Origin of the sequence: Alteromonas sp. B31-7 (assembly GCF_015767655.1) — a bacterium.
GTDB lineage: Bacteria > Pseudomonadota > Gammaproteobacteria > Enterobacterales > Alteromonadaceae > Alteromonas > Alteromonas australica.
In genome coordinates this window covers 2,360,230-2,376,966 of the sequence record NZ_CP065233.1, presented here as the reverse complement: position 1 = coordinate 2,376,966, position 16,737 = coordinate 2,360,230, and the positions used below count along the sequence as shown (strand labels likewise).

Genomic DNA, 16,737 nt, shown 5'->3' with positions numbered 1-16,737 from the left:
GCCTAATTTTGTAGTAGAGGACACAGTGGCGAATAATATGATGCCTGAGAATAATGGCGATCACACAAAAACAACGTTACAACGTACCCTGGAAAAATCCCACGACTTTGATGTAAAAGCGGTGTTTTTGCGGGCCAACCAAATGACTAAGGCAAACTTTGCAACCTTAATTCAGGCCTGTATCGTGTTGGTCGTTGTCTTTGTTATAATAGGCGCTATTACACAGCCGTATATTACGGTACATGACGACGGCTCCTTTACTATACAACATCAGTCATTTATTGAAATTGCCACTGTTTTTGTGGTGTCACCGTTAATTACCGGCCTGTATATGTTGGGCTTAAGTCATGCGCGTAAGACTCCACGTACGGTCTTTGCCTTATTCGACTATATCCCTCTTATCTTCTTGTTGGCACTAACCCAGTTGGTTAACAGCATTCTTATGCAACTAGGGTTAGTGTTACTGATTATTCCAGGGTTGTATTTTTGGATGGCCACCTCTTTTTCGTTAATGTTGGTGGCAGACAAGTCACTGACTCCGCTTAAGGCCATTTTATTATCTTGTCGCGTATTTAACGCTTATTGGGGTCAAATCACTGCGCTTTTCATGATCATGGCAGTGTTGGCGATTACCATACCACTTACACTTGGGCTCTCTCTTATTTGGATCATGCCTTTGTATTTCAGCCTTATCGGCGTGTTATACGAAAAGTTAATTGGCGGAGAGCAAGTTCGCACGGAAGCTAAACCAAAGGAAAGGAACGAGTCTAGCTTCGATGCATAAACGAGAAACATTTAAAATTGTCGCCATTATGATTGTTGTATTGGCGGTTATTGTTATTAACGCGCTAATTTTTACGAAAAAGTCGCCGTCGATTTTGGATATTCCTGAAACTCAGGAAGCGAAAAAGCCGGTGCCGGATTTTTCTGTGTACACCGATGTTAAACAGAAAAAAGCGGCGTTTTTCGACTATCTTCGACCCGAAGTCGAGAAGCAAAATAGCTATATTTTGACATTACGGCATTATGTTCAAACCCTTTACCGTAAAGCAATCACAGACGAACCTTTGTCAGACGATGACATTGAAAAGCTAGACTGGTTGGAGGAAGAGTACCGGGTTAAATCGTCACAGCCGTTAAATATGCGGCTATTAGACTTACTAGACAAAATTGATATTTTACCGGTTGAGTTGGTGTTAGTGCAGGCGGCAAACGAGTCAGCATGGGGTACCAGTCGCTTCGCCCGCAAAGGGTATAACTTTTTTGGACTTTGGTGTTTTAGTAAAGGGTGTGGTTTTGTTCCAAGTAGGCGAAACGAAGGTGCCTCTCACGAAGTCGCTAAGTTTGACAGCTTGTCTCGCGCTACCTACACGTATATGCGCAACTTAAATCGCCACGACGCTTATGAAGATTTACGTGAAATAAGAAGTCGACTAAGAGCCAATCAAATTCCAATTACTGGTGTGGCCTTAGCTGAAGGATTAATGAATTACTCTGAACGTGGAGCAGCCTATGTCGACGAGTTGCAAACCATGATCAGATTTAACGAGGAATATTTAACCCAATGAAATCACTAGTTTCTTTTGTTCTCGCTGTAGGGCTTGTTTTTCCCGCGTGTGCAGAAACCATCGATGTAGAATACAGCCGTTTTTATAGCCATGTAAAAAAGCTAGATAATGAAGATACTCAGGCTCTACAATTTGCGTTTGGTTTTCTACGCGTGGGAGAAGGGCGCCTTTGTGACATTAATCAGGCTGATATTGTTACCGATAAACAAACCATGACGTTAGAAGTGAGTAAAGAGGGGCGTTTTACTGTGCCAACCGAGCGTGCGCTTAAACTTGCGAACGCCTACGTGCGTATTGATTTAAAAGAGGCGGCTAACCTGTGTGATATGTCGGTACAACTAGAAACACAGCCGTCCTATTTAAAACCCCACTATACGGTAGAAGAACTGAATTTTTTATATGCGCAGTACGAAGCATTTTTCAATGAAATGGGCAGCTTTTTGTCTTTTCTTATGCCCAGCGTTACCGGTTTAATGATTCAATTTAATGATGAGAATTTAGATTATATTACGCCAGAAGGGCTACCTATTAATAACGGCGTATTACAGCTTAACGAAGACTGGTTGAAAGACGCTAAAGGTATTACGTTACCCGAAGCGCCACTTCGTATTACTGCGTTAGCGTCAAGTTAGCAGTTTAATCGCTAACGCATTAGGCTTTTTAGGTTAATAATTGATAGCGGATTTGTTCCGCTATTCGATTAATGGTTTCTTCCCCTTTTGCGCATAACTCTTCGGCACGATGAAATTCCATAATGCCTACATCGGTTAATTGAGGCTCAATAAGAATATCTGGCGGATCGCCCGCGAGTCTGGAACGGGTTACTCTGGCTTGAAGAATCTCTAACGAACTGCTCATGACGCTCATAATACCCGGTGGATTACGTTTGTTAACCTTTACCGGTACCTCTGTGAGTTCTTCTTCGACTTTTTCAATAACCTCTGCGGCAAGTGAATCATCGGTTTGCGCTTCTGTATCTTTATCGTCTCGTTTGCTATCTGGTGAAAACCACTGCTTTAAAACATTTTGGCTTTTGGTGAAGAAGTCTTCGGTTTTACGTTGGTTTTCTTCATGGTCTTGGCGCAGTTTTTCTAGCCTAAGTGGCCTAAAGTCGGCGTTTAAGTTAACCGCAATGACAAAATCAGCGCCCAATTGACGACAAAGGTTCACGGGCACTGGATTTACCACTGCACCATCAACCAGCCATCTGTCTTCATAAGGTACAGGGGAAAACAAAGCGGGAATAGCGCAAGAAGCTTGAATACTGTTTCCCACAGGACCTGAGTTGAACACGACTTCACGGCCGGTATATAAATCTGTGGCTACCGACGCAAAGGGTTTGTTCATTTCTTCATAGCTTTCTGCACAAAACTCAGACGCCAATTTGTCGAATACTTTTTGTCCACTTGCCAAGCCACCGCGGCGTAAACCAACACCCATAAGCGCTAATACTTGCCAATCGCTTAGGGAACAAGACCACTCTTTTAGCCCCTCTAACTTGCCGCTTGCATAGGCAGCACCGACATAAGCGCCAATAGAACACCCAGCAACCACATCGATTTTTATGCCGAGTTTTTCCAATGCTTGGATAATACCTATATGGGTCCAACCTCTTGCGGCGCCAGCGCCTAGTGCTAAGCCAATCTTCATTTACTTTGCTTCCGTCATGTTCACTATGTGAATATCGTTTTCTTCTTCAGCAGTGGGTTGAGTATCAAAGCTAGGAGGATCAAAACCAATATCACCGTCTGCCACCGGCGCATCTTGCGTCTTGATGCTTTTAAAATCGTATAAGTTTTTATCTACTAAATGGGAAGGTGCCACATTCTGTAATGCGCTAAACATAGACTCAATTCGCCCTGGAAATCGTCTGTTCCAGTCTTGTAGCATGGCTTTAATATTCTGACGCTGCAGATTCTCTTGCGAGCCACATAAATTACAGGGAATAATGGGAAACTCAGCAGCCTCGGAATATTTGATAATGTCTTTTTCATTACAATAAGCGAGGGGGCGAATAACAATGTGCTCGCCATTGTCGCTCACTAGTTTAGGTGGCATAGATTTTAACTTGCCGCCATGAAACATGTTCAAAAAGAAGGTTTCAAGCATGTCGTCTCTGTGGTGACCCAGGGCAATTTTTGTTGCGCCTAGTTCTTTCGCCGTACGGTACAAAATCCCTCTGCGCAAGCGAGAACAAAGCGAGCAGGTCGTTTTACCTTCAGGTATTTTGTCTTTTACAATGGAGTAGGTGTCTTCTTCAACAATTTTATACTCTACCCCTAAGCTATCTAAGTATTGCGGTAGGACATGCTCAGGAAATCCAGGTTGTTTTTGATCGAGATTAACCGCCACGATATCAAAATGAATGGGTGCAATTTTTTTCAAAAACATGAGGATATCTAGCATGGTGTAGCTATCTTTTCCACCAGATAAGCACACCATGACTTTATCGTTATGCTCAATCATACCGAAATCAGCAATGGCCTTACCCACGTTGCGACGTAAGCGTTTTTGAAGCTTATTTAGGTTGTATTTTTGTTTACTTTGCGATGGGCTATTAGCAACATCTGCACTGCTGATATTTGCACTCATAATAATACTGGCTTGGTTACTGCGAAAGCCGCCATTATACAACAAAGTCGACTTTATGAGCCATGCTAGTAAACACAATAACCCGCTTTAACGAAATTATTGCGCGATGTACAGATAATGGGCTGTCGCTATTTTTTATTTGCTAACGGCGATACAAAACCATCAGGTTTTACGGCCAGCACGTCGCAATCTAGTTCGTCAATCACGTGTTCTGCCGTATTGCCAATTAGTGCTGCCGACAGTCCCACCCGCCCCACGGTGCCAATTATCACTAATTCCGCGTCAATATCTTTGGCTACCATGGGGATGACTTTTTCTGGTAAGCCTTCTTTTACATAGGTGTTTGCTGTGGTAATACCGTATTTTTTTGCATGGCCTGCCATTTCAGCTTGGTGATGATGTTTTACCGAGTTGTTGTAAGCGTCAGGGTCAAATTCAGGTACTTCTATCGCAATATTCAACGGTGTAGAAGGGTAACTGTTGACGAGATTGACATTGCCGTTCAGTAACTTTGCATAATCATTGGCAATCACAGTCAGTTTATCGTTCAATAGGTTATGTTCGTCATCTTCAGAACCCACATTCACCGCAGCGATGATTTGGCCACCTTCTGGCCAATCATGCTCTTTCACTAATAGCACTGGGCTAGGGCACTTACGCAGTAAATGCCAGTCGGTTGGCGTAAAAATAACCGAGGCGAGATCATCGTGACGCTTAGTAGCTTTTACTACTAAATCAATATCGTTATCAATAACATGGTGAATCACTGCCTCAAAAGCGCGATTATTCCACTGAACCACAATGTCTATATGGGAAAAGCCAAGTTGGCGTAAGTGTTCTGACAGCCAGCTTGCATGCTCTTTGGTAACGGCGTCTTTCATAGCCTCACGTTCATCCGGGCTTAACATGGTGGTCATATCATAGGATAAATCGTATACCACCAGCATAGCGGTGATCGTTGCGCCTGTTTTGTCAGATATTTCTTGAGCGCGACTGAGGGCGGGCTGGGTGTCTCTCTCCATTTCTACAACAGCGAGAATGTGTTGATAATTAATCATAACCCCTCCGAACTTCATCGTTTGCGATAGTTATGATGTAAGTGTAATACCTATTTGTAAAAACGTAAGTTGTTTTAGATCAAAGCGATTACAAAATATCAGATACCTGTACAGGCAATCGTTGGCACAGTGACATTTTGTAGTTTACTGTCCAATGCGTCGAAATTGAGAATAGTGATGAGTTTGCCGTCTACGCGAATGATCGCTTCTTTTTGAAAGCGACTTAATAAACGGCTTATTGTCTCAATGGTTAACCCTAAATAGTTGCCTATTTCGTTTCTTGTCATCGTTAAATGAAACTCACGATGGGAGAACCCTCGCTCTTCAAAACGGCCAGAAAGATGCGCCAGAAAATATAACAACCTTTCTTCGGCAGAACGCTTATTGAGTAACATGATCATATCGTGATCCTGCTTAATTTCAGCGCTCATAAAGCTCATGATCTGGCGGCGCAATTTGGGGAATTGCACCGACATTTCATCCAATGTTTCGTAGGGGAGTTCGCACACCATGGCGGTTTCAAGCGCTTGGGTATAGCTTTGATGCTTTTGGCTACGAAGGGCGTCAAAGCCGATGATGTCGCCAGGAAAATGAAAGCCGGTAATTTGCTCTTCACCATCAGCGTTAGTGACAAAGGATTTGAAAGAGCCGGTGCGTACAGCAAATAACGAATGAAATACATCGCCATTTTTTACCAGCGCGTCGCCTTTATGCAAGGGCTTTTTTCGTTCAATAATGTCGTCTAGCGACTCAATTTCTGTTTTATTCAGCGCCACGGGTAAACATAAATGACTAAAACTGCAATTTTGGCAGTGAATTGAAAACTCGCTTCCTTTGCTCATAATAACCGCACCTAAACTGGTAAACTCTACGTAAATGTTACTACGATAGCGGCTAAAATGCGCGATAAATTAAATAAATTGCATATAAGGCCATACAAACCGCTAGTGTCTGTCGAAGTTTTGGCTGCTGGAAAGCAGACACAATGTAAGCCGCCCCCGTGCTTGCCGCGAGTAATGTAGGTAAAGTGCCCAAGCCAAACGCAAACATAATGGAAGCACCGTCCACCGCTGTCCCTGATGCTAATGCCCAAGTAAGGGTGGAATACACGAGTCCGCAAGGTAACCAGCCCCAAATAAAGCCGTACGGTAACGCATGCCAAGGGGTTTTAAAGGGGAGAAAGCGTTTGGAATAAGGTTGAATACGTTTAAATATGCCTTTCCCTAGGGCCTCAACATGGGTTAAGCCTGTCCACCATTTTCCCAAATAACAGGCTAAGGCCAACAGCATTAAAGCGCTGAGTAACGAAAGCACATAAGATGCGACAGGAATATAGTGGCGGGCAATTTGCCCCATGGCACCTGTGATTGCACCAGCTAAGGTGTAACTAGCTATACGACCAAGGTTGTAGGCGAGGGTAAAAGGAAACGCGGGCTTATGGCTAGGCGTAACCGAACGAAGCGCAGCGACAATACCACCGCACATGCCAACGCAGTGTACGCCCCCAGCAATACCGATGAGAAATGCTGACAACAGATTAATTTCTGTCATCATTTTCCTGATTTTGTTGCACTTTTTTGCGTTCTTCAGCCAAGGCTTTTTCCTCTGGCGATAAATCATCATCAAATAAAATGCTGTAACCCTGGCGGTCTAAATCTTCAAATTGATTCGAGCGTACCGCCCAAAAAAAGATAACCACGGCCACTGCAACAATAATAATGGCGATAGGGATAAGAACGTAGATAATACTCATATTAATTATTTACTTAATAGTCGTGTTGAATTGGTTACTACGATAATACTGCTGAGAGACATACCCACAACGGCCATCCAGGGAGACAACACACCGGCAATGGCAAAGGGAAGAATCAAAATATTGTAACCTACAGACCACGCGATATTTTGTCTAATTTTACGTTTAACACTTAGGGCAACATTAAGTAGCTGTGGCACGGATAAAAGACTATCACCCAGCAAGATGACATCGGCTGCCGTTTTTGCCACATCGGTGGCGTTACCCACTGCAACAGCCACGTCTGCACTTGCAAGCACTGGCGCATCATTTATCCCGTCACCCATCATAAGGACTTTTTTGTTTTGCTGTTGAAGCTTTTGTACTTCTTCAAACTTTTGCTCAGGGGACAAGCCACCAAGGGCAGTTTGAATAGGCAGGGTGTTAACAATATTATTCACGTTTTCTTGGGTGTCACCACTTAATACCATCAACTGATATTGGCTTAGCATATCTAATGTGGCTTGCGTGTCATCACGTAACTTGTCACTGACTAAAAACGCCGCTATTAGCGTGTTGCCAGACACCAATAGCACGTTGGCAACGAACGGCAAATTGGCGGGGAGTGATACGCCACAATAGGAAGCAGATCCCATGGAAAATGCACTGCCATTCACGTTTCCGCTAATTCCGCCTCCTGGCGTGACTTCGAAGTCTGATACTTTGTGCTTAATCTTACCTGTAAATGCTTGTTGGATAGGGTGTTCTGAGCGCGCTTCAAGTGCTACGGCAATGTCCATCGCTGTGGTTTTATCTACACCCTCTGCAAACCACGCCGACTGAATGGAAAACTTCCCTTGTGTAAGGGTGCCGGTTTTATCTAACGCAATGGTGTCAATGTCATTGAGTTGCTCAAGGGCATCAGCACGTTTTAGCAAAATGCCTTGTTTGTTTAGCTTAGCCACCGCGCAAGTGAGTGCCGAGGGCGTGGCCAAACCGAGTGCACAAGGGCATGTGGCAACCAACACGGAAATGGTAATCCAGAAGGCATCTTCATTGCCCACAAATGTCCAAAACCCGTAGGTGGCTGCTGAGATTACCAATACGGCGCTTACAAAATATCGAGAGAACTTGTCTGCCAGCAACGCGGCTTTGGGTTTGGAGGCCATAGCGCTGGCCTGTAAACGGACAATTTGATTAACCAACGCATGTTTTAGGCTTTGTGTGACTTTAATGGTTAATGCGCCATCTTGGGCAACGGTACCACCGTAAACACTAGCAGTAGGGCGTTTATTCACCGGATTAAACTCGCCGGTGAGCATACTTTCGTCCACAGAAGCGGTGCCTTCCAGCACGATACCGTCTACCGGAATGGTCTCGCCAGCCTTTACAAAAACAATATCTTCTGGCCTTAATTGCTTGGCTAAACAATTCGAAAATGTGCCATCTGCATTCACTTTTGTTGCTGATACAGGAATATACTGCGTCATATTGGCAGAGATTTGGGCTGCCTTATGTCGGCTTCTGTGTTCAAAAAAACGGCTAAGTAGTAATAAGAAGATGAACATACAGATTGATTCGAAGAACACTTCGCCGGTTTCAAGCAAGGTGGCTCGTAGGCCGGCAATATAAGTACCAAATACGGCAAGGGTAACAGGCACGTCCATGTTCACGGTTTTTGCACTTAACGCTTTAATGGCACCTAAGTAAAAATTGCTGCCAGAATAAAGCACCACAGGTGTGGTAAGGGTAAGCGCCACCCAATAAAAGTACTGACGTGTTTCTTGTTCAATGGCACCAAACCAATCGAAATACAATCCGGCCATAAGCATCATCACTTGCATCGTCATGATGCCTGCTAACCCGAGTTTCTTTAAAAAGGCTTTTTCTTCTCGTTTGTAGCTGGCTTCGTGTTCGTCGGCTTGAAAGGGCGAGGCGTGATAACCAATGCGCTTAAGGCTGGCCATAATTTGGCTAAGCTTAATGTCTTCATCTAGCCACGTCACTAGTGCTCGCCGTTCTTGTACGTTTACGGCGACTTGCTTAATCCCTTTTACCTTGCTCAATTGCTTTTCAATTAGCCATCCGCAGGCGGCACAGGTTATTCCTTCCAGGGTAAGTTGAATTTGTTTGTAGTGACCTTCATCAAAAACAAAGTCTTCTTGTAGGGCGGGATCGTTATAAACAGCCAGTTCATCTAGTGTACTTAAAATGCTGTCATCCGACTTATTAGCGGGTTCTGTTCTAAATTGGTAGTAATCCTCTAAGCCGTTATCCACAATGGCTTGTGCCACTGCTAAACACCCTGGGCAGCACAGCTGCCGAGTGTCGCCTAAAATCTGGGTTTCAAAGATTTGCTTACTGTCATTGGGTAGTCCGCAATGATAGCACTGAGAAGAGGATGCCATTAGGGATTAAACTTTATCGCGCCAGAGTAGGGTAATTGCACAACGTTTTGAATTTTCCACGACTCATCAATAGGCGTGAGGCTAATACGCCATTTCCCATCAAGAGAAACCTCTGTTGAGCCACGATATACACCTTGTGCATCTCGTGCGAGTAAAATACTGGTGTCACGCTCTTCCAAAGTAACATGGTAAAAACTCAGTTTAAGCGCGGTGCCTTCTTGTGGAATACCAGAATGAAACTTCAACGCAATACGGCCATCATTCACAGTAAGCTCCGTGGTGATATTGCGTTTTCTCGCCATAATCTCTTTATCTAGTGTGGCGTTTATGGCTTTTCCTTCTTTATAGTAGTCGTCTACGACTAAGCTATCTTCGGTAGAAATCGCTAATTTTAGCAATACGCCCCCCATGATGAGGGTAATGATAGGGACGGCAATGAGGAACCAGGGCCAGAATTGTTTATACCAAGGAGTATTCATTAATCGGTTTTCTCGTGTTTACAGCATTAACGCCCTAGTCGTATTTCACTTTTTGCTTGATTTCAGCGGAAAATAAGACACTGGTATAGGGGCGACGACCCCTGAAAAGCTCAGGGCTACCTGTTTGTATTTTCTCATAAAAAAAGCCTCGTGATAACGAGGCTTTTTAGGATTTTAATGATTTACATCATTAATCATTTGAGAGGCTATATACGTAAGCCGCAACAACATGAATTTTATCTTCACCCAAGGTTTTCTTAAATGATGGCATAACGCCATTACGACCATAGGTAAGCGTTTCAGTTACTGCTCTGTGGCTGCCGCCGTAAAGCCAGATGTTGTCAGTCAGGTTAGGCGCACCCAGTGCTTGGTTGCCTTTGCCGTCTGCTCCGTGACAGGCTGCACACACTGCAAAGCGTGCTTGACCTGCTTCGGCTAACTGTGGGTCAACATCGCGACCGCTTAGGCTAAGTACGTAGTTAACGACTTCTTCAATGCCTTGCTCACCTAATGTGTCAATCCATGCAGGCATGGCAGCTTGACGCCCTAGGGTTAAGGTCTCAACAATTTTGGCACCAGAACCGCCGTATAACCAATCGTTATCCGTTAGGTTAGGGAAGCCACCGTTTTGACCGCGTGCATCAGAGCCGTGACACTGAGAACAATTTTGTAGGAACAAACGTTGACCTACTTTATTGGCTTCAGGATCTTTCGCTAGCTCTTCTACCGGTACTTTTGCATACGCAGCGAAAATAGGATCGAATTTTTCAGCCGCATAATCTAACTCACGATCATACTGAACAAACTCGCCATTTTCTGTCGCGTCAATACGCGCTTGCATCGATTCCTCTAGAGATTGAATATTTTGGTTAGAACTCTTCCAACCAAAAATCCCTTCGTAAGACCCAAGACCTGGGTATAACGCAAGATAAATGAATCCCCAAACGATGGTCATGTAGAACATAATTGTCCACCAACGAGGTAGCTGGTTATTGAGTTCCTCAATACCATCAAACTCGTGACCCATTGACTCACCTTCTGGCACGCCTGTCTGGTTGGATAAACACCAGCGCAGAAGGAAGTAGCAACCAATGATTAACCCAAGGGTTATCACTGAAATCCAAATTGTCCAAAACATACTCATGAGTTCAAGACTCCTGCTAATCTTCTTTTGATTTTTCTTTTTCTTCGTCTGCAAACGGTAGGTTTGCGGCTTCATCAAACTTCTGTTTGTTACGGCCACTGAAGGCCCACCAAACAATGCCGATGAAGCAAACAAAGACGATGACAGTAAAAATGCTGCCTACAATTCCTTGATCCATATTATTTCAAATGTGTGCCAAGAGATTGTAGATAAGCAATAAGGGCTTGCATTTCCGTTTTACCCTGTACTGCCGCTTTCGCACCCGCGACATCTTCGTCGGTATACGGCACGCCGAAGCCACGGAATACTTCCATTTTTTCAGCTGTTAACTCGCCATCAAGCGTGTTTTCCGCAAGCCAAGGGAACCCTGGCATATTCGACTCAGGCACAACGTTACGAGGATTAAGCAGGTGAACTCGGTGCCATTCATCGCTGTAACGACCACCAACACGGGCTAGGTCAGGACCAGTACGCTTAGAACCCCATAGGAAAGGGTGCTCCCATACTGATTCGCCAGCAACGCTGTAGTGACCATAACGTTCTGTTTCAGCACGGAATGGACGAATCATCTGGCTATGACAACCTACACAGCCTTCACGGATGTAGATGTCACGACCTTCAAGTTCAAGTGCAGTGTAGGGACGTAAACCTGTTACCGGTTCCATCACCTGTTGTTGGAACATTAACGGGGTAATCTGCACCATAGCACCAAAGCTAATAGCGATAAGGATGAGTACCGTTAACAGGCCAACGTTCTTTTCAATTAACTCATGTGGGTTTTTCATTCTTCGTCTCCTTTACTACGCTGGCTGAGTCGCTGGGTCTGCAGCGATACTGCCTTTAGGGGCACGAACGGTTTTCCATGTGTTGTATGCCATAACAAGCATACCCGCTACCACGAAACAACCACCAATGAATCGAACCACATAGAAAGGCTTAGACGCTTCTAATGATTCCACAAAACTGTAGGTTAAGGTGCCGTCAGCATTAACTGCACGCCACATTAGACCTTGTAGTACACCAGACATCCACATAGCAACGATGTATAACACAACACCGATGGTCGCGAACCAGAAGTGCACGTTAACCAGTTTAGTACTGTACATAGCACGTTGACCAAACAACACTGGGATCAAGTGGTAAATTGAACCAATTGATACCATGGCAACCCAACCTAGTGCACCAGAGTGTACGTGGCCGATAGTCCAGTCAGTGTAGTGTGACAGTGCATTAACGGTCTTAATTGCCATCATTGGACCTTCGAAGGTAGACATACCGTAGAAAGACAATGAAACAATAAGGAAACGCAGTACAGGGTCGGTGCGAAGTTTATGCCACGCGCCAGATAGCGTCATAATACCGTTGATCATACCGCCCCAAGAAGGAACGAATAAGATAATTGACATCACCATACCCAAAGACTGAGTCCAGTCAGGTAGGGCAGTGTAGTGTAGGTGGTGAGGACCGGCCCAAATGTACAATGAAATTAGCGCCCAAAAGTGAACGATAGACAGTCTGTACGAGTAAACCGGGCGACCCGCCTGCTTAGGAACGAAGTAATACATCATGCCTAAGAAGCCCGCAGTTAAGAAGAAACCTACTGCGTTATGGCCGTACCACCATTGCATCATGGCGTCTACGGCGCCAGCATACAACGAATACGACTTAGTGAAAGACACCGGAATGGCCATACTATTACCTATGTGCAATACAGCCACGGTAAGCATGAACGCGCCCAAGAACCAGTTTGCCACGTAAATATGCGACACTTTACGGATAACGAGGGTTCCGAAGAAGTTAATGATATAAGCGATCCAGACCAGCGCAATCAATATATCGATTGGCCATTCTAGCTCAGCGTATTCTTTAGAACTGGTCAGTCCGAGAGGTAGCGAAACGATCGCTAACACAATAACGGCTTGCCAGCCCCAAAAGGTAAATGCGGCTAATTTGTCGCTGAACAGTCTTACCTGAGAGGTACGCTGAACAATATAGTATGACGTTGCGAACAATGCACAGCCACCGAAGGCAAAAATAACGGCATTGGTGTGTAACGGACGCAGACGCGAGAACGTTAGCCATGGTGTGTCAAAGTTGAGCATAGGTGCAAATAATTGCGCGGCAATAAATACCCCTAGGCCCATACCAATGATACCCCAGACTATGGTCATGATGGTAAATTGCCTAACTACTTTATAATTGTAATCAGGTTGTGCTTGGCTTATTTCACTCATTTTAATGAATCTTCCACTTCAAATGAACTATGGTCTCCAACTGCCGGAATAGTACGGTCGAGACGTGTATCAGCTAAGGAATAACGCTTCACACCGAGCTCGGAAAGAGTAATAATTATTGTCTCCAAGCCAGTTGGTACGCGGATGATAAGGTTTTTAATTACAAAAAGATACCATAAAGTCGCTATGCTTGATCTCCATCAATGAAGAAATACACAAAATTTAAGAAATGCTAAAAAACGAAAACAAATTTAAAACAAAAAATTTACATTCATGGCTAGGCCCGCTGTGTATTTTTCTTGTGGCGGCGACGCTTTTTATTGGGCACCGGTTCCAAGTTGCCAAGCAACAAGGTGACGATGCTACAAAGGGAATAGGCAATAGTTGTCATTTTGTCAACGGACGTTGCCGATTTTTAATTCAAGGCAGACAAGCCAGTGCGCATTTCTCTGAACCGCCAGAACCAGAAACCTCGGTCACACTCACCCTCTCGTTACCCGCAGGTACTCAGGTTGAAAGTGCGTGGATAGAAGGGGTGAATATGTACATGGGAAAAATACCCGTACTGTTAGATCAGGAGGATCAGTCCCATTGGTCTGGGTGGTTTATGCTGGGCAGTTGCAGTGAAGCCTTTATGAAATGGCAATTGCGCGTGAACCTAAAAGACACCACCGAGCCAACGTATTTGTATTTTACCACTGAAACGTAAAACGCCTGAGCGACCCTTTTAAGTCAGCCTCAGGCATTGAGTTAGTCACAATAATGAAATTGCCAAAAACGGGGTAACAGAGGATTACATTTGCGACTGAAGGTAGTTTTGTAATCCTAGGCGTTTAATCAGTCCGATTTGCTGCTCTAACCAATGAGCGTGATCCATTTCAGTATCGTCGAGTAACACAATAAGCATATCGCGGGTGACGTAATCTTTTTCTGTCTCGCATAATGCTATTACTTCACGCAATTTAGCATCAACTTCATACTCAACACGCAAGTCGCTCTCTAGCATTTCAGGTACGTCTTTACCCACTTTAAATCCAGTACGCGTTATCATATCAGGCGTGCCTTCTAAAAACAGCATACGCTCAATAAGCTTAGTAGCGTGGCCACGCTCATCATCGAATTCGTGATCAATACGCTCGTAAAGCTTTTGCAAGCCCCAGTCTAAATACATTTGCGAATGGATAAAGTATTGATCCATGGCCGCAAGCTCATAAGAGAGAAGCTCATTAAGCCCATTAATAATTGCTTGATTACCTTTCATTAGTCGTCTCCCATCACTTGAGCTTGAAGATAGTTTTCTATTCCCATGGCATCAATTTGATACTCTTGCGTTTCAATCCAGTCTAAGTGTTCTTCTTCATACTCTAAGATGCTTTCAAGAAGATCACGGGACACGTAGTCTTGCTTTTCTTCGCAAAGTGCAATGGCTTCTCGTAATAGTGGCAATTGCTCTTTTTGAAAACGGCTATCGCATACCAGCATTTCCTGAGTATCTTCACCAATGTAAAGCTTACCCAACGCTTGAAGGTTAGGAAGCCCTTCAAGAAACAGAATACGCTCAATTAGGTCGTCTGCCTGTTTCATGTCTTTAATGGATTTTTTGTAATTCTTTTCGTTTAGTTCTTTCAAGCCCCAGTTTTTGAACATACGAGCATGAAGAAAATATTGGTTAATTGACGTTAACTCACTGGTTAATATGTCATTTAACTTTGCAACAACTTGTTTATCACCTTTCATTGCGTTAAACCCTTATCAAATTATGACGATAGTATAGGCCACATAACGTGAAAAATCAAAAAAATCCTTTAAATACAATGGGATACAAATGGCAATGGTTATCACTACATCCTTTGTTTGCATTTGATGCTGTGCCTAGGCTCTAGGCGCATCGACATACGCTAAACTTTCTTCAGCAAAACCTAACCCGGCTTCCGTGAAGAAGTTAAATACCTTATCAATATCATGGTTGAGCAACTCTTGAACTTCATCTTCGTAGCGTGCGATTGCGGCGACTTTTCCTGTGTAGCCCGCATTGGTCAGTTGTCGCTTAATGTTGATGGCATCTTGGATGGAGGGAAGCGCGAGTAAAATCAGCTTAACATTACGTAAATCAAGGTTGTCCCACAAATCAACATCTTCACCATCGCCCACAATGACATTGTGACCTTCACTGTTCATTTGTTTCACTTTAAGCCTATCTGCATCCATGCCCCACACGTTAACATCGCCAAGCTTTGCTAATGCATTAAAAGCCCCTTTACCTACTCGCCCCATACCTAATACCAGGAATTCCGCGTTGTGTAAGGTAGGGTAGACGTCTTCTTTTAACCGAGTTTGTTTCTCGAAACGCTTAATCGCGTCTTTATATTTGTTATAGAGCGAATGGGAGTTGCGGTATACCACGCTGGTAAACACAAATGATATAGATACTGCAAGGGCAATAATCACTAACCATGTATTGGCCAATAAGCCCAAACTCACTGCTAATGCGCCCACAATAAGCCCGAACTCACTAAAATTTGAAAGCACCAAGCTAGCAAGGTAGGCGGTTCTACCCCGTAAACGCAGGGCAGTAAACAGGCCGAAGAATAAGCCCGCTTTCAGCGGAATAAACAAACAGAAAACGAGGGATAGGATGATCATATTCATGTCTGGTAGGGCAGTAAGACCAATGGTTAGGAAGAAACCAATTAAGAAAAGGTCTTTAAAACTCATTAGTGACTTAGCTAACTCAGTAGACTTTTCGTGTTGCGCAAGCATGATGCCGAAAATAAGCGCGCCAAGATCGCCTTTAATATTCACTAACTCGAAAAGATTGTAGCCGCCCAAGGCAAGAATAAAACCAGTTAGCGGTAATAACTCGCCGTGTCCAGATTGATTGATTATGCGGTGAATAAAAGGCAGTGCTGGAATAAGCGCAAGTAACCCTAAGGCCCACACAGACGGCAGTTTACCGGTGGCTGCCACTAAGAAGATAACGGCAAACACATCCTGCATAACCAAAATACCAATAGCAAGCCTGCCGTGACGCGTTTTACTTTCGCCACTTTCTTCAAGCACTTTCACTACACAAACAGTGCTTGAAAAGCTCAGTGCAAACGCGATCAGCATGGCGCTTTGTAACGTTAATCCGCCAACAAACTGACTGGCAAGCGCGGCCACACCATAGACCGCGCCAGTAATGACAATCACCCAAAGTAGAGTATGACTTAGGCTACCCGCCCATACTTCGCGTTTGCTTAAATCGCGAATGTTAAGTTTTAAGCCGATGGTGAAAAGCATAATCGTTATGCCTAAATTCGCGATGGTTGTGAGCTCGTCTGTAAGGGTATAACCGGCAATATTCAGTAAGAAACCCGCTAATAAATAGCCTACCAAAGGCGGTATACCGACGAGTTTAACGGTTAAACCACATACAAATGCAAACAGAAGAAATGCATACTCCATGAAATACCTTTCATCATTTCAGTTAATGTACAAAGCACGGCCCAAAAATGGGCGACGTAAGGACTAAAGTTAAAC

At 44.1% G+C, this 16,737-nt stretch carries 19 protein-coding genes; 4 read left to right on the top strand and 15 right to left on the bottom strand.

Going from position 1 to position 16,737, the window contains the following annotated elements; all coding sequences use genetic code 11:
• Nucleotides 1–25 precede the first annotated feature (25 nt).
• The 3 genes from IUA53_RS10070 to IUA53_RS10060 are packed head-to-tail and all read left to right on the top strand — an operon-like array spanning nucleotide 26 to nucleotide 2,200.
• Complete coding sequence (locus IUA53_RS10070; protein WP_231401122.1) at nucleotides 26–784, top strand: stress protein; 759 nt, start codon at nucleotides 26–28, stop codon at nucleotides 782–784.
• Nucleotides 777–1,568 (top strand): glucosaminidase domain-containing protein, encoded by a 792-nt coding sequence (locus IUA53_RS10065; protein WP_044057169.1) that lies wholly within the window; start codon nucleotides 777–779, stop codon nucleotides 1,566–1,568. Before IUA53_RS10070 ends, IUA53_RS10065 begins: the two co-directional genes overlap by 8 nt.
• Nucleotides 1,565–2,200 carry a DUF2987 domain-containing protein gene (locus tag IUA53_RS10060; protein ID WP_196897023.1) on the top strand — a complete coding sequence of 212 codons (636 nt, stop codon included), beginning with the start codon at nucleotides 1,565–1,567 and terminating at the stop codon, nucleotides 2,198–2,200. Before IUA53_RS10065 ends, IUA53_RS10060 begins: the two co-directional genes overlap by 4 nt.
• A gap of 28 nt (nucleotides 2,201–2,228) precedes the next feature.
• On the opposite strand, the gene IUA53_RS10055 is transcribed toward IUA53_RS10060, so the two are convergent.
• The 12 genes from IUA53_RS10055 to ccoN form a co-directional block, all read right to left on the bottom strand.
• Nucleotides 2,229–3,218 carry a patatin-like phospholipase family protein gene (locus IUA53_RS10055; RefSeq protein ID WP_044057167.1) on the bottom strand — a complete coding sequence of 330 codons (990 nt, stop codon included), beginning with the start codon at nucleotides 3,216–3,218 and terminating at the stop codon, nucleotides 2,229–2,231.
• Complete coding sequence (gene ttcA / locus IUA53_RS10050; protein WP_044449537.1) at nucleotides 3,219–4,160, bottom strand: tRNA 2-thiocytidine(32) synthetase TtcA; 942 nt, start codon at nucleotides 4,158–4,160, stop codon at nucleotides 3,219–3,221.
• Nucleotides 4,161–4,288: 128 nt separating this feature from the next.
• Nucleotides 4,289–5,218, bottom strand: coding sequence for a universal stress protein UspE (gene uspE / locus IUA53_RS10045; protein ID WP_044447578.1), 930 nt, complete (start codon nucleotides 5,216–5,218; stop codon nucleotides 4,289–4,291).
• A gap of 98 nt (nucleotides 5,219–5,316) precedes the next feature.
• On the bottom strand, nucleotides 5,317–6,060 hold the full coding sequence (fnr, locus tag IUA53_RS10040) for a fumarate/nitrate reduction transcriptional regulator Fnr (protein ID WP_044057165.1): 744 nt from the start codon (nucleotides 6,058–6,060) through the stop codon (nucleotides 5,317–5,319).
• Nucleotides 6,061–6,112: 52 nt separating this feature from the next.
• Nucleotides 6,113–6,769: a sulfite exporter TauE/SafE family protein gene (locus tag IUA53_RS10035; protein ID WP_196899487.1), complete on the bottom strand. Its 657-nt coding sequence runs from the start codon at nucleotides 6,767–6,769 to the stop codon at nucleotides 6,113–6,115.
• On the bottom strand, nucleotides 6,756–6,971 hold the full coding sequence (ccoS, locus tag IUA53_RS10030) for a cbb3-type cytochrome oxidase assembly protein CcoS (protein WP_044057163.1): 216 nt from the start codon (nucleotides 6,969–6,971) through the stop codon (nucleotides 6,756–6,758). The genes IUA53_RS10035 and ccoS overlap by 14 nt, the downstream gene beginning before the upstream one ends.
• A gap of 5 nt (nucleotides 6,972–6,976) precedes the next feature.
• Complete coding sequence (locus tag IUA53_RS10025) at nucleotides 6,977–9,358, bottom strand: heavy metal translocating P-type ATPase (protein ID WP_196897022.1); 2,382 nt, start codon at nucleotides 9,356–9,358, stop codon at nucleotides 6,977–6,979.
• Nucleotides 9,358–9,837 (bottom strand): FixH family protein, encoded by a 480-nt coding sequence (locus tag IUA53_RS10020; protein ID WP_044057161.1) that lies wholly within the window; start codon nucleotides 9,835–9,837, stop codon nucleotides 9,358–9,360. The genes IUA53_RS10025 and IUA53_RS10020 overlap by 1 nt, the downstream gene beginning before the upstream one ends.
• A 190-nt stretch (nucleotides 9,838–10,027) precedes the next feature.
• Entirely contained in the window at nucleotides 10,028–10,981 is a 954-nt protein-coding gene (ccoP, locus tag IUA53_RS10015) for a cytochrome-c oxidase, cbb3-type subunit III (RefSeq protein ID WP_044057160.1), read from the bottom strand.
• Nucleotides 10,982–10,997: 16 nt separating this feature from the next.
• Nucleotides 10,998–11,159 carry a cbb3-type cytochrome oxidase subunit 3 gene (locus tag IUA53_RS10010; protein ID WP_044057159.1) on the bottom strand — a complete coding sequence of 54 codons (162 nt, stop codon included), beginning with the start codon at nucleotides 11,157–11,159 and terminating at the stop codon, nucleotides 10,998–11,000.
• Between the two features lies 1 nt (nucleotide 11,160).
• The gene (gene ccoO / locus IUA53_RS10005) at nucleotides 11,161–11,766 is read right to left on the bottom strand and encodes a cytochrome-c oxidase, cbb3-type subunit II (protein WP_044447569.1); all 606 of its coding nucleotides are present in this window, start codon (nucleotides 11,764–11,766) and stop codon (nucleotides 11,161–11,163) included.
• A 15-nt stretch (nucleotides 11,767–11,781) separates the two neighbouring features.
• Nucleotides 11,782–13,215 carry a cytochrome-c oxidase, cbb3-type subunit I gene (gene ccoN, locus IUA53_RS10000; protein WP_044057157.1) on the bottom strand — a complete coding sequence of 478 codons (1,434 nt, stop codon included), beginning with the start codon at nucleotides 13,213–13,215 and terminating at the stop codon, nucleotides 11,782–11,784.
• Nucleotides 13,216–13,516: 301 nt separating this feature from the next.
• Here ccoN and IUA53_RS09995 point away from each other — a divergent pair, with 301 nt between their 5' ends.
• Nucleotides 13,517–13,924, top strand: coding sequence for a hypothetical protein (locus IUA53_RS09995; protein WP_231401121.1), 408 nt, complete (start codon nucleotides 13,517–13,519; stop codon nucleotides 13,922–13,924).
• A gap of 84 nt (nucleotides 13,925–14,008) precedes the next feature.
• Here the strand turns inward: IUA53_RS09995 and bfr (IUA53_RS09990) are convergent, their stop codons facing one another.
• The 3 genes from bfr (IUA53_RS09990) to IUA53_RS09980 all read right to left on the bottom strand — a co-directional run bounded on the left by bfr (IUA53_RS09990) (nucleotide 14,009) and on the right by IUA53_RS09980 (nucleotide 16,662).
• On the bottom strand, nucleotides 14,009–14,476 hold the full coding sequence (gene bfr / locus IUA53_RS09990; protein ID WP_196897020.1) for a bacterioferritin: 468 nt from the start codon (nucleotides 14,474–14,476) through the stop codon (nucleotides 14,009–14,011).
• A complete protein-coding gene (bfr, locus tag IUA53_RS09985) occupies nucleotides 14,476–14,952 on the bottom strand; it encodes a bacterioferritin (protein WP_044447567.1) in 477 nt (158 codons plus the stop codon). Before bfr (IUA53_RS09985) ends, bfr (IUA53_RS09990) begins: the two co-directional genes overlap by 1 nt.
• Nucleotides 14,953–15,087: 135 nt before the next feature.
• Nucleotides 15,088–16,662, bottom strand: a complete 1,575-nt coding sequence (locus tag IUA53_RS09980) for a cation:proton antiporter family protein (protein WP_044057153.1) — start codon at nucleotides 16,660–16,662, stop codon at nucleotides 15,088–15,090.
• Nucleotides 16,663–16,737 lie beyond the last annotated feature (75 nt).